The organism is Janthinobacterium sp. GW822-FHT07H10 (assembly GCF_058798675.1).
The window spans coordinates 1-25,954 of record NZ_JBXAKS010000012.1; the positions used below are offsets into that span (position 1 = coordinate 1).

Sequence of the window (25,954 nt, forward strand, 5' to 3'; positions counted from 1 at the left end):
GAGCGCCTCGTCCTCGTGCAGCAGCGCCAGCGCATCCGGATGCAGCACGGCCTGCAGCTCGAACTGCGCGTGCACGGCTTCGTCGCGCCACGGCCCGCCCTCGTTGCGGCCCTGGCGCAGCAGGGCCGTGCCCTGCGCGGCGGACAGCATGGGCAGCGCGGCCAGCACCTCGTTGCCCGCCGCCTGCGCCAGCGCGGCCACCAGCTGCCGGTAGTGCTGCATCAGCGCCTTGAGCCGCGCTTCGGGCAGGCGCCCCGCATCGGCGCTGAACAGCACGTCGATATGCTGGTCCGGCATCACCTCGATGGTCAGGCCATAGCTGCTTTGCTCATGGTTGTCGCGCTGGTGCAGCTGCAGCGGGCCTTGCGGCGTGGCGCAGCTCCAGCGCCGCCCCTGCGCCATCGGCAGGTTCTGGAAGACCATCAGGGTATCGAACAGCGCGCCGCCATGGCCCGCCTGCTTCTGGATCTCGACCAGCGGGCTTTGTTCGTATTCGCGGATCTCGACATTCTCCTGCTGCACGGCGCGCAGGAATTCGCCGAGCCCCAGCGCGCCGCGCGGATGCAGGCGCAGCGGCAAGGTGTTGATGAAGACGCCGAGCATGTCCTGCGCACCCGGCAGGTCCGCCGGGCGGCCGGCCGAGGTGACGCCGAAAATCACGTCCTGCTGTCCGCTGTAGCGCGCCAGCAGCATGGCCCACGCGGCCTGCATCACGGTGTTCAGGGTCACCTGGCAGCTGCGCGCCAGCTGCCGCAGCTGTTCCGCCTGCGCGGCGTCGAAGCGCAGCGCGAGGGTCTGGTGCACGCCATTGGCCCTGGACGCCGGCAGCAGCACCGGCAAGGGCGTGGCGCCCTCCACGCCGGCCATGCGGGCGCGCCAGAAAGCGCTGCCCGCCGCCTCGCCGCCGCGCCGTCCCAGCCATTCGATGTAGTCGCGGTAGGCGGGCCGTTGCGGCAGCACGGGGATGGCGCCAGCCTGGCTGGCGCGGTAGCGTTCCAGCACTTCCTCGAGCAGCATCACCGAGCACCAGCCATCGACGATCAGATGATGGCGGCTCCAGACCAGCAGCCAGCGCTGCGCGGCCAGGCGGACCAGCGCCACGCGCATCAGTGGCGCCTGCTCCAGCACGTGGCCGCGCTTGCGGTCGGCGCTGCAGAATGCCTGCAACGCCTGCTCCTGCCCCTCGGCGTCGAGCGCCTGCCAGTCCAGCTGCAGCAGGTCGAGCGCGGCGCCAGCCTGTACGCACTGCAGCGGCTGCTCCAGCCCCTGCCACGCAAAACCCGTGCGCAGGATGGCATGCGCGTCGATCGCCTGCTGCCATGCCGCGCGCATGGCGTCCGGCGCGAACGGGCCGTTCACTTCCAGCACCAGCTGGTTGCAATACACGCCGCTGCCGCCCTCCTCCGCATCGAGGCGGCTGTGGAACAGCAGGCCCGTTTGCAGCAGCGACAGCGGATAGGCATCCTGCAAGCCCGGACGCGCCGCCTGCAGGGCCGCCAGCTGCGCCCCATCGAGGCCCGCCAGCGCAAACGGCGCGGCCTGCACCGCCTGCACGGCAACCGTTGCGGACGGCGCAGGCGCGGCGATGCAGGTGACCAGCTGCGCGATGCTGGGATGGTCGAACAGGTTCTTCGGCGTCAGCTTCAGGCCCCGCTTGCGCGCCCTGGCGATCATTTGCAGGCCGAGGATGGAATCGCCGCCGCAGGCGAAGAAATTATCGTGCAGCGACACACCGTCGGCCGTGCCGCCGAGGACTTCGGCCCACACTTCGGCCAGCACGTTCTCGTGGGCGCTGCGCGGCGCGGCAGGCGCGCTTGCCGGCACCGGTGCGGCCGGGGCGGGTTCCGGCAAGCCTTTGCGGTCGACCTTGCCGTTCGCCAGCAGCGGCAGGCGCGCCAGCACCTGCCACAGGGCCGGCACCATCGCTTCCGGCAAGGCTTGCGCCATCGCCGTGCGCAGCGTGTCGATCAGGCCCGCCTGCGCGGCGGCGCCATCGCGCGCCACCACGCTGGCCAGCAGGCGCAAGCCGTCGCCGCCCGGCAGCGGCCGCGCCACCACCGCCGCATCGGCCAGTTCCGCGCGGGCCTTCAGCCACGCCTCGACTTCACCGAGTTCGACGCGGAAGCCGCGGATCTTGACCTGGTCGTCGCCGCGGCCGAAGAACTCCAGCACGCCCCCGTCGAGCATGCGCACGCGGTCGCCGCTGCGGTACAGGCGCGCGCCGGGCGCCGGGCCGAACGGGTCGGGAATGAAGCGTTCGGCGCTCAGGCCGGCGCGCCGCAGGTAGCCATGCGCCACGCCGGCGCCGCCCAGATACAGTTCGCCGATGGCGCCCAGCGGCAGCAGCTCGCCGCGCGCGTCGAGCACATAGGCGGTGCGCCCGGCCAGCGGCGCGCCGACCGGCACGTAGGCGGACAGGCCCGTTGGCGCCGTGGCCGCATCCTGCGCCAGGCAACCGACCGTCGTTTCGGTGGGCCCGTAGTGGTTGACCACGCGGCAGCCGGGACGCAGCTCGCCCACGCGCCGCACCAGCGCCGGGTCCAGCCCCTCGCCGCCCAGCACCAGGCAATGCAGCGGCAGCAGCCGCTCCGGGCGGCTGGCCGACAGCAGCGCCTTCAGGTGCGAAGGCACGATCTTCAGGCAATCGAGCGGCTGCGCTTCCAGCAGTGCGGCCAGCACTTCCGGATCGGCGCTGTGCGCGTCATCGATCAGGCGCAGGGTGCGCCCGCTGAGCAGCGCGCCGAACCATGCCGTATAGCCCAGGTCGGCCGTCAGCGACGACAGTGCGCTCATGCTGGCCTGCGGCGGCAATGCCAGGCGCGGCATCACTCCTGCCACGTAGGCGGCCAGGTTGCCCTGGCTGAGCAACACGCCCTTGGGCGCGCCCGTCGAACCGGAAGTGTAGATGATGTAGGCCGGCAGGTCGGCGTGGCACGGCGGCGCGCGCCACGCCGCGCCGGCACCCGCTTCGGCATCGGCAGCACCGGCGTCGAGCCAGCGCCGCCCTTCGAGCAGCGTGGGCGCCGCGCCGCTGCCGACGGTCAGCACGATGCCGGCGTCGTCGAGCATCTGGCGCAGGCGCAGCGCCGGCAAGCTGCTATCGAGGCACAGGTAGGCGGCGCCCGCGCGCCAGACGGCCAGCATGGCGACGATCAGCGGCGTATCGCGCGCCAGCAGCAGGCCGACCCTGTCGCCGGCGCCAACGCCGGCGGCCTGCAGGCGCATGGCCAGGCGCAGCGCGGCCTGGTCCAGCTGCGCATAGCTCAGGCGCCCGCCAGGCGCATCGAGCGCCGTGTGCTGCGGATGCTCCCGCACCTGCCGCAGGAACATCTGCAGCGCGGTGGGCGCGGCGCCGGCAGGCAGGGGCTGCCCCTGCGCCTGCGACAAGTGGCGCGGGTCGAGCCGCAACTGGCTCAGGCGCGCCTGCGGATGCGCCACGATATCGCGCAGCAGCGCGCGGAAATGCATCACCATGCGCTCGATGCTGGCGGCGCGGAACAGGCCCGTATCATAGCGCCACTGCCCCAGCAGGCCGGCGCCGGAATCCTGCCAGCGCAAGTTCATGTCGTTGGCCGCGCCGCGCTGGGTGGCGAACAGTTCGCGCGCCACGTGACGCCCCAGCGCAGGCCGCTCGCCCAGCGGCACCAGGGTCATCATGTGGCGGAACAGCGGCGTGCGCGCGCCGTCCTGCAGCGGCGCGCAATGCTCGGTCATCAGCGCCAGCGGATATTGCTGGTGTTTCAGGGAACCGCGCAATTGCAGCCAGCAGGCGGCGAGGAAATCGGGGAAGGCCGGATCGGCGCGGCAATCGGCGCGCAGCGGTATCGCATTGAGCGTAAAGCCCAGCAAATTCCGGTAACGCGCCCCGCTGTGGCCCGCCACCGGCGTGCCGATGAGGAATTCGGGCTGCCCCGTGTAGCGGTGCATGAAGGCCAGGAAAACCGCCATCAGCAAGCCATACAGCGACACGCCCCGGTCCGCGGCCAGCTGGCGCAGCTGCTGCGCTTCTTCCGCGCCGATCGCGAATTCGACTTCGGCGCCGTCGAAGGCGGGCGATGCGGCACGGGGGAAATCCGTGGCCAGCTGCAGCGGCCCCGGCTCCCCCGTCAGGCGCTCGCGCCAGAACTGTTCCAGCCGCTGGCCGCGCGGCCCCGCCAGCATGGCGCTGTGTTCATCGAGCCATGCACGGTACAGCGCATCGGGGCGCAGCACCAGCGCCTGGCCCGCGCGCAGGGTTTCATAGGCCTCGAACAGCGTTTCCAGGAACACGAAGCTGCTCGAGAAATCGGCCGCGATATGGTGCATGGACGCCATCAGGTAAAACGTCTGCTGGCCGCCATCGTGGTCGACCAGCAGCCGCGCGCGCACGGGCGCATCGTGCTCGAGCACGAATGGCAGGTCGGCCTGGCGGGCCAGGAATGCCCGCGCGCCCGCCTCGCCCAGGCCATGCGTGGTTTCGACGGCAAAGTCCTCGCCCGGCACAGCGCGCCGCAGCATGCGCGGCCCATCCTCGCCTTCCGCATACACGCAGCCGAGCACCTCATAGCTTTGCTGCGCATGCAGGAAGGCCTGGCGCAGCAGGGCTGCATCGACGGGGCCGGCCAGTTCGGCGGCAAACGCCATGTTGTAGGCAGGGCTGTCGGGCGCCATCTTGTAGAACGTCCACAGGGCGCGCTGGCCGTGGCTCAGCGCCTGTCCGGCAGCGGGGAATCCGGCGGGCCAGCCGGCGGCGAGATCATTCATGCGCGGCCTCCGCCATCGCCACGACGATCTTGCGGGCGCCCTTGAAGGTGGAACGGCCATGCGCGGCCAGCATATTGTCGAGCATCAGCACATCGCCCTCGACCCACGGAAACATCACCGTGCAGGCATCGAGGACGCCGCGAATTTCCTGCAGCGCCGATTCCTCGATCGGCGAGCCGTCGCCGTAATACACATTGCGCGGCAAATCGAGGTCGCTGTCGACCAGCATCAGCAGCGATTCGCGCACGGCTGGCGCCAGGTTCGACACATGGAACAAATGCGCCTGGTTGAACCACACGTCCTGCCCCGTGCGCGGATGCCGCGCCACCGCCTGGCACACTTGCCGCGTGCGCAGTTCGCCATCGTCCTTCCACTCGAAGGCGATGTCCTGCGAGCGGCAATAGCGTTCCGCCTCGGCCCTGTCATCCGTGTTGAATGCATCCTGCCATGGCAAATCCAGGCCATTGCCATAATTGCGCACATACATCAGGCGTTTCTGCTCGAAGCGCCGGCGCAGGGCCGGGTCGAGGCGCGCAAAGATCTGCCGGCTGTCGGCGATCGGCGTCTCGCCATCCTGCGCGCTGGCCACGATGCAGTGGAACCAGATCTTCATCGGCCACTGGCGCGTGTAGGACTGTTCGCAGTGCAGGGGAATCACCTGGTGCGCCGGGTATTCGGTCGACGTATATACGCCCTTGCCCAGCGCGGAGCGGGGCGTGGAGCCGAATTCATAGGTCAGCAGCTCATGCCCGAACGCGCGCGCAAATTGCTGGAAAGGCTGCTCGCCATGCAGCCCGAAACCGCGGAACAGCAGGCCGCCCGCCACGTCGAGGTGCGCTTGCGCGGCGGCCAGCATGGCCGGCATGGCCGCTGGCCACCGCGCGCCCTGTCCGGGCGTGACGAGCATGGGAAGACTGCTTCCCGGTAATAACGGAGACACCTCCAGCTGACCATCGAATACAGTGCTTGTTGCCGAGTGCATGCCAACTCCTTCGTCTGAGATTGCGTAACGTCCTGGCGAGCGGTCAAGTCCGCAAGGCCTTGGTGAGATGTCTCTTGTAGAGTGCGCCTGGAATCCGCCTGCAATCGTCGCGATCGGGGATTGTGAGTGTCTGTAAGAAACCGATATTGCGTATTCTTTCCAACAATGTTCGAACTAACTCAAGCTGAACTGATTTTTTCAAAGTTTATCAGTAAAACAATAAAATATAAATAGGAATCATAATCATTTAGATTTAGAATGATTTCACCGCGCACGGGCGCCCCTACCTTTCAAAGGAGTCAGCATGAGTTGGGATCAACCTGATACCCGTTTTTACGTTGTCGTCAACGAGGAAGAGCAGTACTCGATCTGGCCCGATTACAAGGCCATCCCGGCCGGCTGGCGCGAAGCCGGCAAGCGCGGCAGCAAGGAAGAATGCCTGGCGCATATCGAACAGGTCTGGACCGACATGCGTCCGCTCAGCCTGCGCCAGGCCATGGATGGCGGCGCGCGGGAAGCCGGGGCGCAGTGAGCGCTGGCCCGGATGTCAACTGGCTGGTGCGCGGCAGGCCGCATGCCGCGCGCGCACTGCGCCTGTATTGCTTCGCCCATGCGGGTGCCAGCGCCGCCGCCTTCCGCACTTGGCAAGCGAGGCTGGAGCCGTCCATCGAAGTGTGCGCCATCGAGCTGCCCGGCCATGGCCGGCGCATGGGGGAAGCGCCGCCGGACCAGCTGCTGCCGCTGGCAGCCGAACTGACGCGGGCGCTGGCCCGCGAACTGCGCGCCATGCCCCAGCCCTACGCCCTATTCGGCCACAGCATGGGCGCCCTGCTGGCATTTGAAGTGGCGCGCGGCCTGGCGCGCCTGGAGATGCCGCCGCCGCTGCGGCTGCTGGTGTCGGGCGCGAATGCACCGCAGCGCCGCCCGCCCCCGCGCATGCTGCACCGCTTGCCAGACGAGGCCCTGCTGGAAGAACTGCGCAGCTACGATGGCACGCCGCGGGCACTGCTGGACGAGCACGAATTGATGGCGTTGCTGCTACCGACCCTGCGCGCCGATTTCTGCATGGTGGAAACCTACCACTATCACCCGGGTCCGCGCCTGACGATGCCGCTGACGGTACTGGCGGGGCACGCCGATGCGCGCGTCAGCGCCGACGGCGTGGCGGCGTGGGCGCTGGAAACCGCTGGCATGAGCCACAGCGCCTGGCATGACGGCGGACACTTTTTCATCGACACGCATGCCGAGGCCGTGCTGGCGACCATCCGCGCCAGCCTGGTGCCGGCATAAGCGATGCAGATGCTCGAAGGGCAGGACATCGCGCTATGGCAAGTCGACCTCGATGACAGCCACCTCGATGCCTTTGCCGCCAGCCTGAATCCGCTGGAGAACGACAAGGCGCAGCGTTTCCGCAGCCTTGCGCTGCAAACGCGCTACCGCCGCTCGCAGGGCGCCTTGCGCCAGATACTGTCTGACTACCTGGACGTGCCGCCCGCCGCCGTCGCCTTCCGGCATGGCGCTTTCGGCAAACCGGCACTGGCCGGGCAAGCGCTGCAGTTCAACTTGTCGCATAGCGGCAACACGATGCTGCTCGCCATTGCCCGCCATGCCGTCGGCGTCGACCTGGAACAGTGCGCGGGGGCACCGTTCGATATCGAACCCCTGCTCGAACTGCTGTGCCACGCGGACGAACGCGCGGCCATGGCGGCCCTGGCGCCGGACCAGCGCAGGCAACTGTTTTATCCCTTGTGGACGCGCAAGGAAGCGTATCTGAAGGCGCTCGGCACGGGACTGAGCGTGGATTTCCGCCTCGTCAGTTTTGCGCCCGTGGATACCGGGCTGTGGCAGGTGCGGCATGAAGGCATGCCCTCCTCCGCGCCCTATTACTGCCGCGACTTGCCGCGCGGCGATGCGGCGTTTTGCGCCGCCGTCTGTTCGCAGCAGCCGCAGGCGCCGCTCAGTCCCCGCTGCCTGCTGGCTGCCGGCAGCCCCTGCGGGCAAGCGCTGCGCCATGCCCCGTGTTCGACGCTGCCGGCCAGCCGCCTCGGCTACGGATAGCAGCGCATCAGGAACTCCGCCACGCATACGGGCTTGCTGTCGCCCTCGCGCTCCATCGTGACGGCCCAGTTCACCTGCGCTCCTTCCGGCAAGTCATCGACGGAAAGAATGTCGAGCCGCGCGCGCAGCCGGCTGCCGACCGGCACGGGGGCGGGAAAACGCACTTTATTGAGGCCATAGTTGATGGCCATGCGGATGCCCGCCATGCGCAAGGCCCCCGCCAGCATGGCCGGCAGCAGCGACAGGGTCAGGAAACCGTGCGCCACCGTGCCGCCATATGGCGACTCGCGCGCGCAGCGTTCCGCATCGACGTGGATCCACTGATGGTCGTCGGTGGCGTCGGCAAAGGTATCGATGCGTTGCTGGGTGATGGTGAGCCAGTCGGATACGGCCACGTGCTGTCCCGACAAGGCCTGGAAGCCGGCGATGCCGGCGATATCACGCATGCTCCACTCCTGCCGGGCGGCGGCCGAACATGCCCATGCCCTCGACGGTGGTGACGACGTCGCCATGCTGGTTGCGCACGCTCCACACGGAAACGACGATGCCGCGGTCCGGCTTGCTGCTTGACGGACGCACTTCCTTGACCTGATAGGTCAGCTGCAGGGTATCGCCGGCGCGCACGGGTTTGAGCCAGCGGATGCTGTCCAGGCCGGGCGAGCCCATGCTGGACGAGTGCTTGAGCAGGTTGTCCACCACCAGGCGCATCATCATGCCGCAGGTGTGCCAGCCGCTGGCGATGACGCCCTTGAATATCGTCTTTTCCGCGGCCGCATGGTCGACGTGGAATGGTTGCGGGTCGAAATCCGTGGCGAAGGCGATGATTTCCTTCTCCGTCACATGGCGCTGGCCCAGGTCGATTTCCATGCCCTGCGTAAAGTCTTCAAAATACCAATGTTTGGGTTGGATCTCGGTCAATACGGTCATGCGGTCTCCGTCGGCAAAAAGCCCGGTTGGGCGATAAAGCGCTCGATATGGTGCTCCACGTCGCCCAGGGTCAGGGCGATCATGCTCAAACGCTTGAAATGGTGGGCGGCGGGCAATTCATCGGTGACGCCCATGCCGCCATGCAATTGCACGGCTTGCTGGCCGACAAAGGTGGCGGCCAGCCCCACCCGCGCCTTGGCGGCGGACACGGTGCGGCGCCGCTCCGCCACATCGTTGCTGTCGGCCTTGGCGGCGGCCAGCATGGCCATCGAGCGCGCTTGCTCCAGGTGGATGAACATGTCGGCCATGCGGTGCTGCAAGGCCTGGAACTTGCCGATGGGCGCGCCGAACTGCTGGCGCGTCTTCAGGTATTCCAGGGTGGCGGCAAAGATGGCGTCCATGGCGCCCACGGCTTCCGCGCACAGCAGGGTGGCGCCATAGTCGAGCGCCGCGTCCAGCACGGGCCAGCCCTGCCCCGCCTGGCCGATCAGCGCCTCATGCCCGAGCACCACTTGCACGAGGGTCACGGTGGCGGCCCGCTGGCCGTCGATGGTGCGGTAGTCGCGCACGGTCACGCCGGGCGCGTCGGCCGGCACGAGGAATAAGGAAATGCCGTCCGTGCCGTCCTGGCGGCCGCCGCTGCGCGCCGAGACGATCAAGGCGCCCGCCTGCGCACCGTGGAGGACGACGGTTTTCACGCCGTCCAGCACGAAGCCGTCGCCGCTGGCCGTGGCCGTGGTGGCGATATCGTGCAAGTCGTGGCGCGATTGCTGTTCTCCGAGCGCGCACGCCAGCTTCAGGCTGCCGCCGGCAACCTGCTCGAGCACGCCATCGTGGCCGCCGGCCAACGTGAGGAAACGCGCCCCCAGCACGGTAGCCAGGTAGGGCTCGACCACGAGGCCGCGTCCCAGTTCCTGCATCACCAGCAGCATGTCGACGGCCGTGCCGTCGAAACCGCCCGCGCCGGCCGGCAGCGGCAAGGCCGTCATGCCCAGCTCGGCCAGGGTGGCCCAGGCCGCATCCGACGTGCCCGTTGCCGAATGGATGATGGCCTGGCGCGTCTCGAAGCGGTAATCCTTGTCGACCCAGCGCCTGAGCGCATCGGCGAATTGCTGCTGTTCCTGATTAAAATTGAAGTCCATGTCGTCTCCCTCTCGCCTCACAGGCCCAGGATCATCTGCGTGATGATGTTTTTCTGGATTTCATTCGAGCCGCCATAGATCGATGTCTTGCGGTAATTAAAGTAATACGCGGCCAGCGGCGCAGCCAGGTCGTCGCCTGCGCTGCTGTGCGGCGCGCTGCCGTCAAGAAAATCGGGGTCGAAGGGCAAGGCTTGCGGGCCGATGGCTTCGACCATCAGTTCCGTCAGCTGCTGCTGCAATTCCGAGCCGCGCACCTTCAGCATCGACGCCTGCGGTCCCGGCCCCTTGCCCTCTTCGCTGATGACGCGCAAGACCGTCATTTCCAGCGCCATCAATTCGATTTCCAGGTGGGCCACCTTGGCGGCGAACGCGGGGTCGTGCAGCAAGGGCGCGCCGCGCTTGTTCTGCCGCATGGCCAGCTGCTTGAGGAAGGTCAATTCGCGCTGCGAACGTCCGACGGCGGCGATGCCCGTGCGCTCGTGGCCCAGCAGGTACTTGGCGTAGGTCCAGCCCTTGTTTTCCTGGCCCACCAGGTTGCTGACGGGCACGCGCACATTGTCGAAGAAGACTTCGTTCACTTCATGCTCTTCATCGAGCATGATGATGGGGCGCACGGTGATGCCAGGCGTTTTCATGTCGATCAGCAAGAAACTGATGCCTTCCTGCTTGCGCACCGTGCTGTCCGTGCGCACCAGGCAAAAGATCATGTCCGCATGCTGGCCCAAGGTGGTCCAGGTTTTCTGGCCATTGACGATGTAGTGGTCGCCATCGCGCTCGGCCGTGGTTTTCAGCGAGGCCAGGTCGGAGCCGGCGCCCGGTTCCGAATACCCCTGGCACCACCAGTCGTCGCAGTTGAGGATGCGCGGCAGGTAATAGGCTTTTTGCTCGGCGTTGGCGAAGGCCATGATGACGGGCGCCACCATGTTGACGCCGAAAGGCAGGATAGGCGGCGTGGCGGCGCGCGCGCACTCGTCTTCCCAGATATGGCGCTGCACGGAGGTCCAGCCCGTGCCGCCGTATTCGACGGGCCAGGCCGGCGCGGCCCAGCCTTGCTGCGCAACAATCTTGTGCCAGCGCACATAATCGTCCTTGGTCAGGCGCAGGTGCTGGCGCACCTTGCGCTGCAAGTCCGCCGGCAGATGGCTGTCGAGGAAGGCGCGCACCGTGTCGCGGAACGCCGTCTCCCCGGCCGTGTAATGCAAGTCCATGTCTGTCTCCTTGTTCTTATGATATGCCGTGATGACTGAACGCAAGGAAGCTCAGCGCACAAAAAAGCACGACCGTTCTCAAGGATTGTACAACAGAATCGGCGCAGCGCCAGTGCTTTTACACGGGGCGGCGCGGCAAGGGGAATCGGCTGAAATCAGCTGGAAGTGGCCGGCAGTGGCCGGCTGCCGTCATTGGCGGCTTTCGCCCCAAAGCGGATGCCAATGGGGCGACCTTAAAATAACTCGTCGAGCATCAAGTGGAAGTGCAGCTTGTCCCGATCAGGCTCGAGGACGCCATATTGTTCCAGGAATCTCTGCTGAAGCGGTGCGCCGAACTCTGCAAGGCAGTTCCAGGCGATGGCGAGGTCCTGGTAGCGATCGGCAATGCCAGTTCGACCCACATCGATGCAGGCAAACGCCTCCCCGTCGAGGAGCATATTATCGAGCGAAAAGTCGCCGTGCGTGACCACCGGATCGGGCGCGAGTGGCAACAGGGCTTGCATGGCGTCCCATACCTGCTCCGCCGTCCAGCCTTCACGCTCGTCGTCGAAGTCGTCTTCGTCCACCAGACCTGCATCGATGCGCGTACGCGCACGAACCAGGCGGTAGCCATGCTCGCTCGTAAAAGGGCAGTCGCTAATGGGGATTGCATGTATCTGTCGCAGGAAAGCCGCGATAGCGTCCACGACAGCGGTTCTGCGTTCGGGATAGGCTTCCAGTATCTGGTAAGCAGTTTTCCCGGGTACCGGCGTCATGAGCAACCATGCCTCGTCATCCGCGCGGGTGAAATGCACGATGGCAGGCACGGGGACATATCCCCGCAGCCAGCGCAGCCTGACCATTTCATCGGCGATGTCATCGGCAATGGCATCTTTGCCGTGTTTCAAAAACAGTTCGGGACGATGCGCCTTGCTGTGGAGCCGGTACACGGCTCCGCCCGATGCGCCTACCGTGTCACGCCCCCACTCGTATCCGGCCAGCTCGGCCGACAGGCTGGCCGGCATCTGCACGGCTGCGCACGCTTTCTCGCGATTCATATCATGCATCCGGTTTAGCTTGGAATTCCGTCCTTCATGCAGCGTCCTCTTCTGGCCGGTTACAGTCCCTGGCTGCTTCCGCCGCCGTATCCAGACCATGGATTCAGTCCATCCATTTTACGGTGGGGCCAAATCCTGGTGCCGCTTCTACCATGGCCGTCGCCGCCAACAGTGTTGGATAAGCGCCCCCACCAGCAGTGTAGCGGTCGCGCTCAGTTGTACTGCCGTAATGAATGTAGAACGTTTTCCGCTCATGGTCATCCACGAATTCTGGAAGATCTTCATAATCGCCGGAACCATAGCAAATAGGCCCTCGCACAATCACGACGTCACACGTGATTTGGCCGTCATATAGAAATGTGCCAGTCTTAACCACTTCTTGGCCTTCTTGAAGTATCAACACTCTTTTTCCATCCATAGAAATTTGCGCCGTACCAGCTACCGTCGGCTCTTGGCCCATACGAATCATGTTCGTGACTAATTGTTGAGACAATAGATGCCCTCAACTTCATCCGAAGCCAGCTTGGCAAGGCGACCTTCTCTTTCCTGTACTGGCACAAGGAGCCTTGCTCGTTCAGTCGCGTGCGAGAGGCATAGCTCACGTAAGCCTTACTTTCCCATTCTCCATCGCTACAGTTTTCCAGCGCGGCAGGCAGCCACTCGAATTCAGCGGCCTGCATTTTCACTGCATCGTTCCACATCCGGGGATGAAAGCCAGCGACGCGGCCAATCCCCATTTTACTCATGCAATACTCCAGATTGCTATTCAAATATCCGCTCCTGGCCGCCATCAGCCATACAAATGCAGCAGCACTTGCACGGCGACGATCTTGACGATGGTCATGCTGGGGAAAATCATGGCGTAGCCGAGGTTCGGGCGATCCGACCGGGCCAGGCGGTTGGCGAACACCAGCACGGCCGGGTTGCCCGTGGCACCGGCCGCGATGCCCAGCAACTCTGGAAAGGGCAGGCGCAGGAAGACCTTGCCCAGAATTACGACGAGGGCCACCACCACCAGCACCGTCACGGCTCCCAGCGCCAGCATGGGCAAGCCATCGGCGCCCACCTGCTGCACGAACGGCAAGCCGGAGGCCATGCCGACGGAAGCGAGGAAAATCGTCAAGCCATAGTTGCGCATCACCAGGTTGGCCGACAGCGGCAAGCGCCAGCTGACCTTGCCGACGCGCCCCAGGCGACCCAGGATGAGCGCCATCACCAGCGGTCCACCGGCCAGCCCCAGGCTGAACGAGCCTATCCACGGCAACGGTATCGGTACCAGCCCCAGCAGCACGCCCAGCACCATGCCCATGCCCAGCGAGACATAGCTGAACTCGGCCGTGGCCGTGATGGAATTGCCGAACAGCTTGCGCACGTCGGCCGCATGTTTGGCTGGCGCAATGGCCATCACCCGGTCGCCGAATTCCAAGGTCAGGAAAGGATGGGGCAGTATCATGGCGTCGCCACGGCGTATGAAGGCGATCTGCAACGGGAAATCCTTGGCCAGGTTCAATTCCCCCAGCGGCACGCCGACGATTTCCGCGTCCGAGACGAACACTTCATTGCCATCGAAATCGCTGCGGTCCTTCATCAAACGGCCCGGGTCCAGGTGGCCCAGCGCCGTGCGCGCCGCTTCCACGCCCGCGACCGTGCCCGACACCATCAGCGCATCGCCCACGCCAATCACCATGGACGGATCGGGCAAGCGGTTCTGGTGCCCCTGGCGCACGCCGATCACCTGCACGCCCGCCAGCGGGCCATCGGCCAGTTCGGACAGGGCGGCGCCCGCCAAGCGCGCTTCGTCGATGGTGATTTCCGACACGATGATGGGCGCGGGCGGCGGCGTCAGCACGGGTTTTAATATGCGCCCGGCCAGGTACAGGCCCAGCATGGGACCGACGACGCCGAACGGATAGGCGACGGCATAACCGACGGCCGCGTCGCCATTGCCATGCGATGCTTCCAGCGCCGCCTGCAGGGCCGCCGTGCTAGTCATGGCGCCGGCAAACACGCCGCTGGCCATGCGCAGCGAAATGTCGATCCACTGCCCGCCCCAGACGGACACGGCCAGGCCACCCATGACGGCAACGAAAGCGATCAGGTTATGTTTCTGGCCCGCGCCGCGCAAGCCGGCGAAGAACTGCGTGCCGTACTGCACGCCGATGCCATACAGGAAGAGCAGCAAGCCGATGGAACCGACCAGCGGCGGCGGCACGGAAGCGGGAGCGAAGGCGCCCAGCGCCAGGCCGGCAAACAGCACGCCGCCCACGCCCAGCGAAAAGCCGAACACGCTGACGCGCCCCAGCGCATAACCGGCGCCGATGACGAGAAACAGGGCCAGGATCGGCGACGATTCCAGGGTATGGCGGAAGAGTTCGAGCATGGGGCAGCCTTATTCTGGGGAATGCCCAGTTTAGCATGCACAAAAGCAATACGATGCCCGTATGACAAGCAAGCGTGCGCCGCATGGGGCGACAAAAAAACGGGCAAAAAAAAGCCCGCTGCGGGAGCGGGCTGAATCTAATTCCTGTGAGGAAGTAGAGGAGACAGGAGCATGATGCCGCATTGCAGCATATTGATCCAATTGTATGTTGTGATGATAGAAATATGATTTATCAATATCTGCGCCCCTGCCCTCGTGGCTCCCCGGCTCACGCCGCTTGCCGTCCGGCCTCCACGCGCTGCGCTTCCCGTACGGCGGGACGCTCGCCCACGCGCGCGATCAGGTGTTCGACCCGCGGAAAGGCCGACAGATCCACCCTGGCATATGCAGACCAGCCGAGGATGGTGTACAGATAGGCATCCGCGATCGAATAGCGCTCGCCCAGCAGATACGGCCCGCCGCCCGCCAGTTGCCGCTCCACGTAGTCTAGCCGCGCGGCGATGCGCGAGCGGGCCACGTCCTGCGCCTGCGTGCCGTATTCCGGGTGAAACAGCCAGGGGCTGTAGGCCTTGTGCAGCTCGGTGGCGATAAAACCCAGCCACGACTGCAGTTGCACGCGCGCCAGCGTGCCCGGCGGCGGCGCCAGGCCGCTGGCCGGCGCCAGGTCGGCCAGGTATTGCACGATGGCCGTTCCCTCCAGCAAGATGGTGCCATCGTCAAGCGCCAGCGCCGGCACGTACAGGTTCGGGTTGATGCGCGCATAATCGGCGCCCGTTTCCGTGATGCGGGGAATGGCCTTGATGTCGACGCGCTCCAGTTCCAGCGCGATGCCCGCCTCGATGGCGACGATGTGCGGCGACAGCGAACACGTGCCCGTTGCGTAATACAGCTTCATGATCAGTCTCCTGAAAAAGTTACACGGATGCGGGATCGAGCTTTTCCACGTCGATGCCGTACTTGCGGATGGCGTCGCCCACCAGGCTGCGCGCCACCCTCCCCTCATCGGCCAGCGCCGTCAGCGCGGCCAGCACGATGAAATGGCGGTCCACTTCAAAGAAGGTGCGCAGCGATTCGCGCGTATCGGAGCGGCCGAAGCCATCCGTGCCCAGCGTGACGAAATGCCGGTCGGTGACAAACGGGCGCACCTGGTCGCCGACGATCTTCATGTAGTCGGTGGCCACCACGACCGGGCCTTGCCGGCCGGCCAGGCATTGCGCGACATACGGCACGCGCGGCGCACTGTCCGGGTGCAGCATGTTCCAGCGCTGCACGGCCAGGCCGTCGCGCCGCACTTGCGTCAGGCTGGTGGCGCTCCACACATCGGCCGCCACGCCGAAATCCTGCTGCAGCAGCGCGGCGGCGGCCAGCACTTCGCGCAGGATGGAGCCGCTGCCCATCAGCTGCACGCGCGCCGCCGCCGCGTCCTGGCTTTCCTCCAGCAGGTACAGGCCCCGCAGGATGCCCGCCTCGGCCCCTGCCGGCATGGCCGGGTGCGGATAGTTTTCGTTGAGCAAGGTGATGTAGTAAAAAATGTCTTCCTGCTCGGCAAACATGCGGCGCATGCCGTCATGGATGATCACGGCCAGCTCGTAGGCATAGGTGGGATCGTAGGAGATGCAGTTGGGAATGACGGACGACAGCACATGGCTGTGGCCATCGTCATGCTGGAGGCCTTCGCCCATCAACGTCGTGCGTCCCGACGTGGCGCCCAGCAGGAAGCCACGCGTGCGGGCATCGGCCGCCGCCCACGCCAGGTCGCCCACGCGCTGCAAGCCGAACATCGAATAGAAAATGTAGAACGGAATGGTGGCCAGGCCATGGTTGCTGTACGAGGTGCCGGCGGCGATCCAGGAGGAAATGGCCCCCGATTCGTTGATCCCCTCCTGCAAGATCTGCCCATCCTTGGCTTCCTTGTAATAGCTGAGCTGCCCGGCGTCCTGCGGCGTGTACAGCTGGCCCAGGTAGGAATGGATGCCGATCTGGCGGAACAGGCCTTCCATGCCGAAGGTGCGCGATTCGTCGGGCACGATGGGCACGATGATCTTGCTCAAGGCGGGGTCTTTCAGCAGGGTGCCGAGGATGCGCACGAAGGCCATGGTGGTCGACGCACCCCGCTCGCCACTATCCTTGAGCTGGGTGGCGAACGTGGACAGCGGCGGCACGGCCAAGGGCTCAGCCTTGCCGATGCGGGCCGGGATATAGCCGCCCAACTGCGCCCGGCGGGCGGCAAAGTAGCGCGCTTCCGCGCTGTCCGGCGCCGGTTTCAGATACGGCATTTCTTCCAGCTGGGCATCGCTGACGGGCAGCGCGAAGCGGTCGCGAAACGCGCGCACGGCGTCGGCGCTCATCTTTTTCAGCTGGTGGTTGATATTCTGCCCCTCGCCCGCCTCGCCCATGCCGAAACCCTTGACGGTCTTCGCCAGGATCACGGTGGGACGGCCAGGCGTGCGCATGGCCTCGGCATATGCGGCGTGGACTTTCTCGGGATCGTGTCCGCCCCGCGTCAGCTGCCAGATATCATCGTCCGACAGGTGCGCCACCAGCGCCAGCAGTGCCGGATACTTGCCGAAGAAATGTTCGCGCACATACGCGCCATTCTGCGACTTGAAGGTCTGGTAATCGCCATCCACGCATTCCATCATGCGCTGGCGCAACAAGCCGCTCGTATCGCGCGCCAGCAAGGCATCCCAGCCGCTGCCCCAGATGACCTTGATGACATGCCAGCCGGCCGCGCGGAACGTGCCTTCCAGCTCCTGGATGACCTTGCTGTTGCCGCGCACGGGACCGTCGAGGCGCTGCAGGTTGCAGTTCACCACGAAGATCAGGTTATCCAGGCGCTCGCGTCCGCCCAGCGAAATGGCGGCCAGGGATTCGGGCTGGTCCATCTCACCATCGCCGAGAAAGGCCCACACCTTGCGGCCCTGGTGCTGCTTCAAGCCACGGTACTCGAGGTAGCGCATGAAGCGGGCCTGGTAGGCGGCCGTCAGCGGGCCCAGGCCCATGGAGACGGTGGGAAATTGCCAGAAGTCGGGCATCAGGCGCGGATGCGGGTACGAGGACAGCCCCTCGCGGCCCGCTTCGCGGCGGTAATTGTCCAGTTGCGCTTCCGTGATGCGCCCTTCCAGGTAGGCGCGGCCATAGATGCCGGGCGCGGAATGGCCCTGGATGTAGACCAGGTCACCGGCGAACTGGTCCGTGCGGCCACGGAAGAAGTGGTCGAAGCCCACGTCGTACAGCACGGCCGCCGACTGGTAGGTGGCGATGTGGCCGCCCACGTTCGAGTGTTTCGCCGCGCGCAAGACCATTACCATGGCGTTCCAGCGAATGTAGGCATTCAGGCGGCGCTCGATGGCCAGGTCGCCCGGATAGGCGCCCTGGCGTTCGGCGGCGATGCTGTTGGTATAGGCCGTGGTGACGCGGCCATGCAGGCCGCCGTGCTGCGCGGCATCGGAATCGACGAGCTGGTCGAGCAAATAATGGGCGCGCGGGCGCCCTTCCACGGCGACGACGGCCTGCATCGCCTCCAGCCATTCTTGGGTTTCCTGCGGATCGATATCGGGCACAGCAAGGGATGTGGGCATGGCGGTCTCCTGGGTAAGGGCATTTCAGCTACACGAATAATTGCCGATGCAATCATTGCATTTGCAATCATTATGCCGGCCATTGTATAGCGCTATAATTGCATTTGCAACTGTGATCAAATGGGAGGAATATTTATGTCTGCAACTGAGTCCGCAACCGCGCCTGCCATTACATCGGCGCAGGCGCCCGACCTGTGGTTCTCGTTCGTGCGCACGCACCGATTGATGATCCGCGAAATCGAGCGCCGCCTCGCCGCGGCCGACTTGCCCGTGTATGCGTGGTATGACGTGCTGTGGGGCCTGGAAAGCGGCCAGGACGGCTCGCGCCGCATGCATGAGCTGGCCGATGCGCTGGCCATCGAGCGCTATAACCTGACGCGCCTGGTGGACAAGCTGGAAACGGACCGGCTGGTGACGCGCACGCGCTCGATGGACGACGGGCGCGCCGCCTTCGTCTCCATCACGGAAGATGGCAAGGTCTTGCGCAAGAAAATGTGGGCCGTCTACCAGGCCACGGTGGCGGACCTGTTCCTGGCGCAATTTGACAGCGGCGAGCAGCAGGACTTCAGCGCCGCCCTGGCCCGCGCCGCCGAGGCGGCCCGCAGCGCCGCTCAGAGCAAGGCGTAACGCCGCAGCGCGTCGTCGACGAGCCGCACGGGCAACGCGCCGTCGTCGGCCAGGGCCTTGAGCACCGTGACGGCCAGCCAGGGCGCGCTCGTTTCCATCGCGGCATCGGCGCCGATGGCGAGGAAACGCCCGCGCACGTAAGCGCCGATCTGGCCCGCGATATGCTGCCCATAAGCGGTGACGGCGATGACGGGCGCGGCGCTGCCGTCGAGGCAGCGCTGCACATGGGCCAGCCTGGGGACGGCGCGCGGATGGCGGCAGTTCCATTGCTCCGCCGCCTGCGCATCGCGCGCCAGGCGCGTATAGCTGGGGCAACTCCACACTTGCGCGACAATGCCCCAGTCTTCCTCCAGCAGGCGGGCGGCACCGGCAACGACGGCCAGCATCCGTCCCGCCCCGCACAGGCGCACCCGGCATGGCGCCGCCCCCGGCGGCGACACGCGGTACATGCCCAGGCCGGCCGCTGCCGCATCGGCGGCCGACAAGGGCGCCGCCACCGTCGAATCGTCCGCATCCTCATCATGCGTGGCCAGGTAGAAATAGCCGGGCTGCCGTGCCACATACAGGGTTTCCAGGGCCGCGCGCAGGATGGCGCGCACTTCCTCGCCGTTAGCCGGGTCGAACGGCGTGCAATTATGCTGCGCAACCAGCCAGGCGGGCAGCGCAGGCTGCACGCCCTTGTGCCAGCGCGAGGCTTGCGTTTCCGCATCGTTGCAGACGATGCCACGCTCACCCGACTCGGCCAGCACGCCGCGCAATGCCGGGAGCGAGGCGGGACTGCACAGGTACAGCAACGGCTTTTCCCCCTGCATCGCTCCATGGCGGTAGCGCAAGGACCATGCGCCTGCGGACGCGCCCAGTGCCCAGGCGTCGCCGTCCGCTGATGGCGACTCTCCCAGGCACATGCGCGCGACCATGGCGCCGCCCTGCTTCAGGCGGCCCGCCATGGCGCCCAGCGCTCGGCGTGGCGAAGCGTGTGCTGGCGGCAAGCCTGGCGCCGGCGCGAGCGCGGCCAGGCAGGCTTGGGCGGCGTGGCGCGTCTCGCCGCCTGGCAGTGGCGGAAGGGGAAATGAAGAGGGCATATGCATGGCGGCTCCTGTGTCGGTATCGCTTGCGCATGGCAGACATTGCCTATACGATTGCAAATGCAATGATTGTAATTGCAATTCTTTGCGCGAGCAAGGCATACGACACCAACGCAACCCCTGTCCTCAAGGTAAAAAAATGACGCTGAACAATCCTGAAACCGTGCGCATGGCTTACGCCGTGAAACTGACGAATGCGCAGATCGAGGCGGCAAAGAAGCTGTATGCCGCACACTTCGGCGGCGCCGACAACCCGCAGGCGATCGCGGCCATCATCACGGCGCTGGCGCGCAATTACAGCTCGGCCGTGGCGGCGAATGTGCTGTAGTCTATGCAGACAGGCAAAAAAAAGCCCGCTACGGGAGCGGGCTGAATCTACATCCTTGGAGGAGATAGAGGAGACAATAGAATGATGCCGCATCGCAGCATCATTATCCAATGGTATGTTGTGATGACAGAAATACGCCTGTTCTATATCTCAGCCATGCCGACCTCCCCTGCCCCTTGACAAGCCTATGCGACGCTGTCGCCGCGCAGGGTTTTCGCTGCCGCCACCATATTCGCCAACGCAGGGATGACCTCTTTCCATCCCCGCGTCTTCAGCCCGCAATCGGGGTTGACCCACAGGCGCTGCGCGGGAATGCGCTCGGCCGCCTTGCGCATCAGCTTGACCATCTGTTCCTGGCTCGGGATGTTGGGCGAATGGATGTCGTAGACGCCAGGGCCGATCTCATTCGGATACTTGAAGTCATCGAAGGCGTCCAGCAATTCCATGTCGGAACGCGAGGTTTCGATCGTGATCACGTCGGCATCCATGTCGGCGATCTGCGCGATGATGTCGTTGAATTCCGAATAACACATATGCGTGTGGATCTGCGTCTCGTCAGCCACGCCATTGGCCGTGATGCGGAACGATTCCACGGCCCAGCGCAGGTACTCGGCCCATTGCGACTTGCGCAACGGCAAGCCTTCGCGCAGCGCCGCCTCGTCGATCTGGATCACGCGGATGCCGGCCTGCTCCAGGTCCTGCACTTCGGCGCGCATGGCCAGCGCCAGCTGGTGGCACGACACGGAGCGGGGCTGGTCGTCGCGCACGAAGGACCAGTTCAGGATGGTGACGGGGCCCGTCAGCATGCCTTTCATCGGCCTGTCCGTCAGCGACTGGGCATAGGTGCTCCACTCGACCGTCATGGCGCGCGGGCGGCTGATATCGCCGAACAGGATGGGCGGCTTCACGCAGCGCGAGCCGTACGATTGCACCCAGCCGAACTGGCTGAAGGTGTAGCCATCGAGCTGTTCGCCGAAATATTCGACCATGTCGTTGCGTTCTACTTCGCCGTGCACGAAGACGTCCAGGCCCAGGGTTTCCTGTTCCTGCACGCAATGGGCGATTTCCGCCCGCATCAGCTTTTTATAGCTGGCCTCGTCCAGCTGGCCGCTGCGGAACTGGCTGCGCGCCTGGCGGATTTCCGCCGTTTGCGGGAAGGAGCCGATGGTCGTCGTCGGATACAGCGGCAGCTTCAGCAGCGCAGCCTGCTTGGCGGCCCGTTCCGCATAGCCGCTGGCGCGCTGGCCCAGGCTGGCGTCGATGCGGGCCACGGCCGCTTTCACGTCCGGATTGTGCACGCGCGGCGACTGGCGGCGCGCCTGCACGGCCGCCTGGTTGGCGTCCAGCGCCGCCTGCACGGAAGCGCGGCCATGATTCAGGGCGCCAGCGATGGTGTGCACTTCGTCCAGTTTTTGGCGGGCAAAAGCCAGCCAGGACCGGATATCGGCGTCGGGCGTTTGCTCACTGTCCAGGTCAACCGGCACATGCAGCAAGGAGCACGACGGCGCGATCCACAGGCGCGACTGCAGGCTGCCGTGCACGGGTTCCAGCCAGTCCAGCACGGCCGTCAAGTCCGTCTTCCAGATATTGCGGCCATTCACCACGCCCAGCGACAAGACGCTGGTGCCAGGCAATTGCGCGATGAGCTGCCCCACTTCATCACGGGCGTTGATGGCGTCCAGGTGCAGGCCTTGCACGGGCAGCGCGCACGCCAGCGCCAGGTTGTCTTGCAGCTTGCCGAAATACGTGGCCAGCAGCAATTTGACATTGTTGACCTTGCTCAAGGCACCGTAGGCCGTGACGAGCGCCTGCTGCCAGGCAGTGTCGAGCTCCGTGACGAGGATGGGCTCGTCGATCTGCACCCACTCGACGCCCTGGGCCGCCAGTTCCTGCAACAGTTGCACGTAGACGGGCAGCAAGCCTTGCAGCAGCGCCAGCTTGTCGGAATCATCCTTCGCCTTGCCCAGCCACAAGTAGGTGACGGGGCCGATCAGCACGGGCTTGGCTTTCACGCCCAGCTGGCGCGCTTGCGCCAGTTGCTGCAACAGGCGACTGCTGTCGAGCTTGAACTGCGTGTCGGCCGCGAATTCCGGCACGATGTAGTGATAATTGGTGTCGAACCATTTCGTCATTTCGCCGGCGTGCACGCAGCTGCAATCGCTGTCGCTGGCCGAGCGGCCACGGGCCACGCGGAAATAGTTATCGAGGGCCGCGCCGCCAAGACCGCGCACGCGCTGCGGCAGGTTGCCCAGGGTAAAACTCAGGTCCAGCACCTGGTCATAAAAGGAAAAATCGCCGACGGGCGCCAGGTCCAGCGCGTTCTGGTCTTGCCAGTGGCGCTGGCGCAACTCGGCGCCATGGCCTTCCAGCGCATCCAGCGTGCTGTTGCCCTTCCAGTAATCTTCCAGGGCGAATTTCAGTTCGCGTTTGGCGCCGATGCGCGGGTAGCCCAGATTGTGTGTCGTGACGGTCATGGTGGCAGTTCCTCCTGGTGAAGTATGGAGACATCATAGAAGCTTCCATCCATGAAAAATAATGGTAAAATTTCATCCATCCATTATTAATACTCATGTGAACGCATCCATGGGCACACCCGACATGACTGACCTGAGCGACACCACCTTGGCACCGGCCGACCTGGCCACCTTGCACGATGATTTCAAACGCGCCAGGCTGGCCTGGCCGGAAGGCAAGAACAAGGTACTGCTGCACTCGTGCTGCGCGCCGTGCTCGGGCGAGGTGATGGAAGCGATGCTGGCGTCCGGCATCGACTTCACGATCTTCTTTTACAACCCGAACATCCATCCGCTGAAGGAATACGAGCTGCGCAAGGACGAGAACATCCGTTTCGCGGAAAAATTCGGCATCCCCTTCATCGATGCCGATTACGACCGCGACAACTGGTTCGCGCGCGCCAAGGGCATGGAAAACGAGCCGGAACGGGGCATCCGCTGCACCATGTGCTTCGACATGCGCTTCGAGCGCACGGCCCTGTATGCGCACGAACACGGCTTCCCCGTCATCACCAGCTCGCTGGGCATTTCGCGCTGGAAAGACATGAAACAGATCAACGGCAGCGGCGTGCGCGCGGCCGCCCATTATCCGGATCTGCTGTACTGGGAATACAACTGGCGCAAGGGTGGCGGCTCGGCCCGCATGATCGAGATCAGCAAGCGCGAGAACTTCTACCAGCAAGAGTATTGCGGCTGCATTTATTCCCTGCGCGACAGCAACGAGCACCGCGTCGCCATGGGCCGCGAGCGCATCCACCTGGGCGTCAAGTTCTACGGTCTCAACGACGGCACGGAAGACAAAGAGGACCAGGACGGCACGGAAAAATAGGCAAAAAAAAGCCCGCTGCGGGAGCGGGCTGAATCTATTTCCTTGGAGGAGATAGAGGAGACAGTTGAATGATGCCGCGTTGCAGCATATAAAACCACTTTATATTCGTGATGTCAGAAATACGCAGCAGTGATATTAGGGGCAACAGATCATTCCACGAGGAAACTTTTATGCTGCCGCCTCAGTTTTTTCGTCGCCAGAACGCAACATATTCTTGATGCCGCGCAGCGCTTGCCGCACGCGGGCCTCGTTTTCGATCAGGGCGAAGCGCACGTATTCATCGCCATATTCGCCGAAGCCGATGCCGGGCGACACGCTCACCCTGGCTTTTTGCAACAACAGCTTGGCAAACTCCAGCGAACCCAGGTGGCGGTAAGCCTCGGGGATATGCGCCCAGATATACATCGACGCCTTCGGCTTTTCCACCATCCAGCCCGCTTCATGCAAGCCTTTCACTAGCACGTCGCGGCGACGCTGGTACTGGGCGCAGATCTCCGTCACGCAGCTTTGGTCGCCTTCCAGCGCGGTAATCGCCGCCACTTGCACCGGGGTAAAACTGCCGTAATCGTGGTAACTCTTGATGCGCGCCAGCGCCGCCACCAGCTCCGCGTTGCCCACCATGAAGCCGATGCGCCAGCCCGCCATGTTGTAGCTTTTCGACATGGTGAAAAATTCCACGGCCACGTCGCGCGCGCCCGGCACCTGCATGATGGACGGCGCCTTCCAGCCATCGAAGGTGATGTCGGCATACGCGAGGTCATGCACCACCAGGATATCGTGCTGTTTCGCCAGCGCCACGACACGTTCAAAGAATTCCAGCTCCACGCATTGCGCCGTCGGGTTCGACGGGAAGCCCAGCACCATCATCTTCGGCTTCGGGTAGCTTTCGCGTATCGCCCGTTCCAGTTCGGCAAAGAAATCCACGCCCGGCCCCATGCGCACGGAGCGGATATCGGCGCCCGCAATGACGGCGCCCCAGATATGGATCGGGTAGCTGGGGTTGGGCACCAGCACCGTGTCGCCACGGTCGAGTGTTGCCAGCATCAAATGGGCCAGCCCCTCTTTCGAGCCGATGGTGACGATGGCTTCGCTGTCCGGGTCGATCTCGACGTCGTAGCGCTTCTTGTACCAGTGCGCAATGGCGCGGCGCAAACGGGGGATGCCTTTCGAGGCGGAATAGCCGTGCGTGTCGGGGCGTTTCACCGTGTCGATCAGCTTATCCACGATGTGGGCCGGGGTGGCGCCATCGGGATTGCCCATCGACATATCGATGATGTCCTCGCCACGGCGGCGCGCGGCCATCTTGAGTTCGGCGGTGATGTTGAAAACGTAGGGGGGAAGGCGATTGATGCGCGAAAAGCTGCGCGGAGCTTGGCTGTCGGTCATGGTTATCTCTGTACGTAAGCGCCCGGATCCGTCCGAGCGACGTTGGCGCAGTGGCTGCGCCTGCAACGATACTAACCCGGGCTTGCGCACACTGGCAAGCGCGATTCGGACGCGCTACAATACGCGCTGATCGAAAATGAGCGCACCGGTTGGTAACCCGGTAAGTGCCCGGCACCGTCCGGCATGCTCCCGCCCACGCGGACCCACGGCGCTGACCCTTGGCTGTTACACCAGCCGGGGAGATGGTCTGGTTCGTGCATCTTTCCCGCCGCGCCATCCCTCCCCTGCTTTGATTAGGAATAAAAACGGATGGCAACACACGACACGGCAGCAACTGGCATGGCCCTGGACCGCGCCGGCATGGAACAGCAACTGGCGCAATCAGTGCGTCATTTCATCGATTGCGCGTTCGATGGCGAAGACCTGTCGCGCCTCGATCTGCAGGGCTGCACCTTCGAACGCTGCACGTTTGCAGAGACAACCTTGTTCGCCAGCAAGCTGGCGCGCAGCACGTGGCGCCGCTGCCGCGCCGGCAGCGCCGATTTCGAATCCGTCGACGCCGTCGACGCCGGCTTCGAAGGCTGCGACTTGAACAACAGCAAATGGCGGCGCGCCAAGCTGGCCTCGGCCACCTACCGCGGCTGCAAGCTGACGGGCGCCTCGTTCGAGGAAGTGGCCCACCTGGGCCTGACGTTCGAGGACAGCCTGCTGGTGGGCGCCGACTTGCGCGGCTTCTCATTCCGCAAGGCGATATTGAAACAGCTCGATTTTTCCGATGCCTACCTGGCCGGCTGCGATTTCCGCGACGCCGTCTTCGAAGGCGGCAGCCTGCGCAACGCCACGATCAAGCTGGCCAAGTTCCAGGGCGCCGACTTGCGCGGCGCCGATATCGATGGCTTCAAATTGAGCGAAGCGTCCTTGCTGAAAGGCGCCGTCATCACGCATGCGCAGGCGGCCAATTTCATGCGCGCGCTCGACCTGGTGGTGATCTGATTCAGGCAAGCAAAAAAAAAGCCCGCTACGGAAGCGGGCTGAATCTATTTCCTTGGAGGAGATAGAGGAGACAGGTGCATGATGCGGCATCGCGGCATATCACGCCACTTTATATTCATGATGATGGAAATTCGC

The 25,954-nt window shown here is 64.8% G+C and carries 21 protein-coding genes; 7 read left to right on the forward strand and 14 right to left on the reverse strand.

Going from position 1 to position 25,954, the window contains the following annotated elements; genetic code table 11:
• Together AC1RDJ_RS22760 and AC1RDJ_RS22765 are read right to left on the reverse strand one after the other, a co-directional pair.
• Positions 1-4,743, reverse strand: a 4,743-nt coding sequence (locus AC1RDJ_RS22760; protein ID WP_493028787.1) for an amino acid adenylation domain-containing protein, incomplete at its 3' end; no start/stop codon positions are given.
• Positions 4,736-5,725, reverse strand: coding sequence for a TauD/TfdA family dioxygenase (locus AC1RDJ_RS22765; protein ID WP_493028788.1), 990 nt, complete (start codon positions 5,723-5,725; stop codon positions 4,736-4,738). The genes AC1RDJ_RS22765 and AC1RDJ_RS22760, both read right to left, overlap by 8 nt.
• 304 nt (positions 5,726-6,029) lie before the next feature.
• On the opposite strand from AC1RDJ_RS22765, the gene AC1RDJ_RS22770 reads away from it, so the two are divergent.
• From AC1RDJ_RS22770 to AC1RDJ_RS22780, 3 genes are read left to right on the forward strand one after another with little or no spacing between them, the layout of a single operon-like run.
• Positions 6,030-6,257, forward strand: a complete 228-nt coding sequence (locus AC1RDJ_RS22770) for an MbtH family protein (RefSeq protein WP_071323156.1) — start codon at positions 6,030-6,032, stop codon at positions 6,255-6,257.
• Positions 6,254-7,015, forward strand: coding sequence for a thioesterase II family protein (locus AC1RDJ_RS22775; RefSeq protein WP_493028789.1), 762 nt, complete (start codon positions 6,254-6,256; stop codon positions 7,013-7,015). Before AC1RDJ_RS22770 ends, AC1RDJ_RS22775 begins: the two co-directional genes overlap by 4 nt.
• A 3-nt stretch (positions 7,016-7,018) precedes the next feature.
• Positions 7,019-7,783, forward strand: a complete 765-nt coding sequence (locus AC1RDJ_RS22780) for a 4'-phosphopantetheinyl transferase family protein (protein ID WP_071323155.1) — start codon at positions 7,019-7,021, stop codon at positions 7,781-7,783.
• Here AC1RDJ_RS22780 and AC1RDJ_RS22785 read toward each other — a convergent pair.
• The 9 genes from AC1RDJ_RS22785 to aceE form a co-directional block, all read right to left on the reverse strand.
• Positions 7,774-8,229 (reverse strand): MaoC family dehydratase, encoded by a 456-nt coding sequence (locus tag AC1RDJ_RS22785; RefSeq protein ID WP_289886132.1) that lies wholly within the window; start codon positions 8,227-8,229, stop codon positions 7,774-7,776. The genes AC1RDJ_RS22780 and AC1RDJ_RS22785 overlap by 10 nt on opposite strands.
• On the reverse strand, positions 8,222-8,710 hold the full coding sequence (locus AC1RDJ_RS22790; protein WP_071323153.1) for a MaoC family dehydratase: 489 nt from the start codon (positions 8,708-8,710) through the stop codon (positions 8,222-8,224). The genes AC1RDJ_RS22785 and AC1RDJ_RS22790 overlap by 8 nt, the downstream gene beginning before the upstream one ends.
• Positions 8,707-9,852: an acyl-CoA dehydrogenase family protein gene (locus tag AC1RDJ_RS22795; protein ID WP_071323152.1), complete on the reverse strand. Its 1,146-nt coding sequence runs from the start codon at positions 9,850-9,852 to the stop codon at positions 8,707-8,709. The genes AC1RDJ_RS22790 and AC1RDJ_RS22795 overlap by 4 nt, the downstream gene beginning before the upstream one ends.
• Before the next feature lie 17 nt (positions 9,853-9,869).
• Positions 9,870-11,060, reverse strand: a complete 1,191-nt coding sequence (locus AC1RDJ_RS22800; protein WP_493028790.1) for an acyl-CoA dehydrogenase family protein — start codon at positions 11,058-11,060, stop codon at positions 9,870-9,872.
• A gap of 233 nt (positions 11,061-11,293) precedes the next feature.
• On the reverse strand, positions 11,294-12,106 hold the full coding sequence (locus AC1RDJ_RS22805) for an APH(3')-I family aminoglycoside O-phosphotransferase (protein WP_493028791.1): 813 nt from the start codon (positions 12,104-12,106) through the stop codon (positions 11,294-11,296).
• Between the two features lie 94 nt (positions 12,107-12,200).
• Positions 12,201-12,590 (reverse strand): hypothetical protein, encoded by a 390-nt coding sequence (locus AC1RDJ_RS22810; RefSeq protein WP_493028792.1) that lies wholly within the window; start codon positions 12,588-12,590, stop codon positions 12,201-12,203.
• A 297-nt stretch (positions 12,591-12,887) separates the two neighbouring features.
• On the reverse strand, positions 12,888-14,477 hold the full coding sequence (locus AC1RDJ_RS22815; RefSeq protein WP_493028793.1) for an aspartate:alanine exchanger family transporter: 1,590 nt from the start codon (positions 14,475-14,477) through the stop codon (positions 12,888-12,890).
• Positions 14,478-14,745: 268 nt separating this feature from the next.
• The gene (locus AC1RDJ_RS22820; protein ID WP_493028794.1) at positions 14,746-15,372 is read right to left on the reverse strand and encodes a glutathione S-transferase family protein; all 627 of its coding nucleotides are present in this window, start codon (positions 15,370-15,372) and stop codon (positions 14,746-14,748) included.
• A gap of 19 nt (positions 15,373-15,391) precedes the next feature.
• Entirely contained in the window at positions 15,392-18,058 is a 2,667-nt protein-coding gene (gene aceE, locus AC1RDJ_RS22825) for a pyruvate dehydrogenase (acetyl-transferring), homodimeric type (protein ID WP_493028795.1), read from the reverse strand.
• A 135-nt stretch (positions 18,059-18,193) separates the two neighbouring features.
• Between aceE and AC1RDJ_RS22830 the strand changes: the two genes are divergently transcribed.
• Entirely contained in the window at positions 18,194-18,685 is a 492-nt protein-coding gene (locus AC1RDJ_RS22830) for a MarR family winged helix-turn-helix transcriptional regulator (protein WP_493028796.1), read from the forward strand.
• On the opposite strand, the gene AC1RDJ_RS22835 is transcribed toward AC1RDJ_RS22830, so the two are convergent.
• Positions 18,670-19,773: a transketolase-like TK C-terminal-containing protein gene (locus tag AC1RDJ_RS22835; RefSeq protein WP_493028797.1), complete on the reverse strand. Its 1,104-nt coding sequence runs from the start codon at positions 19,771-19,773 to the stop codon at positions 18,670-18,672. The genes AC1RDJ_RS22830 and AC1RDJ_RS22835 overlap by 16 nt on opposite strands.
• Positions 19,774-19,909: 136 nt before the next feature.
• Here AC1RDJ_RS22835 and AC1RDJ_RS22840 point away from each other — a divergent pair, with 136 nt between their 5' ends.
• A complete protein-coding gene (locus AC1RDJ_RS22840; protein WP_071323145.1) occupies positions 19,910-20,098 on the forward strand; it encodes a hypothetical protein in 189 nt (62 codons plus the stop codon).
• 185 nt (positions 20,099-20,283) lie between these two features.
• Here the strand turns inward: AC1RDJ_RS22840 and metE are convergent, their stop codons facing one another.
• Positions 20,284-22,572: a 5-methyltetrahydropteroyltriglutamate--homocysteine S-methyltransferase gene (metE, locus tag AC1RDJ_RS22845; RefSeq protein WP_493028798.1), complete on the reverse strand. Its 2,289-nt coding sequence runs from the start codon at positions 22,570-22,572 to the stop codon at positions 20,284-20,286.
• A 124-nt stretch (positions 22,573-22,696) separates the two neighbouring features.
• Between metE and AC1RDJ_RS22850 the strand changes: the two genes are divergently transcribed.
• Positions 22,697-23,440 (forward strand): epoxyqueuosine reductase QueH, encoded by a 744-nt coding sequence (locus AC1RDJ_RS22850; RefSeq protein WP_083412118.1) that lies wholly within the window; start codon positions 22,697-22,699, stop codon positions 23,438-23,440.
• A 168-nt stretch (positions 23,441-23,608) separates the two neighbouring features.
• Here AC1RDJ_RS22850 and alaC read toward each other — a convergent pair whose 3' ends face one another.
• Positions 23,609-24,826 (reverse strand): alanine transaminase, encoded by a 1,218-nt coding sequence (alaC, locus tag AC1RDJ_RS22855; RefSeq protein ID WP_493028799.1) that lies wholly within the window; start codon positions 24,824-24,826, stop codon positions 23,609-23,611.
• A gap of 309 nt (positions 24,827-25,135) precedes the next feature.
• Here alaC and AC1RDJ_RS22860 point away from each other — a divergent pair, with 309 nt between their 5' ends.
• Positions 25,136-25,819, forward strand: a complete 684-nt coding sequence (locus AC1RDJ_RS22860) for a pentapeptide repeat-containing protein (protein WP_493028800.1) — start codon at positions 25,136-25,138, stop codon at positions 25,817-25,819.
• The last annotated feature ends 135 nt before the right edge of the window (positions 25,820-25,954 follow it).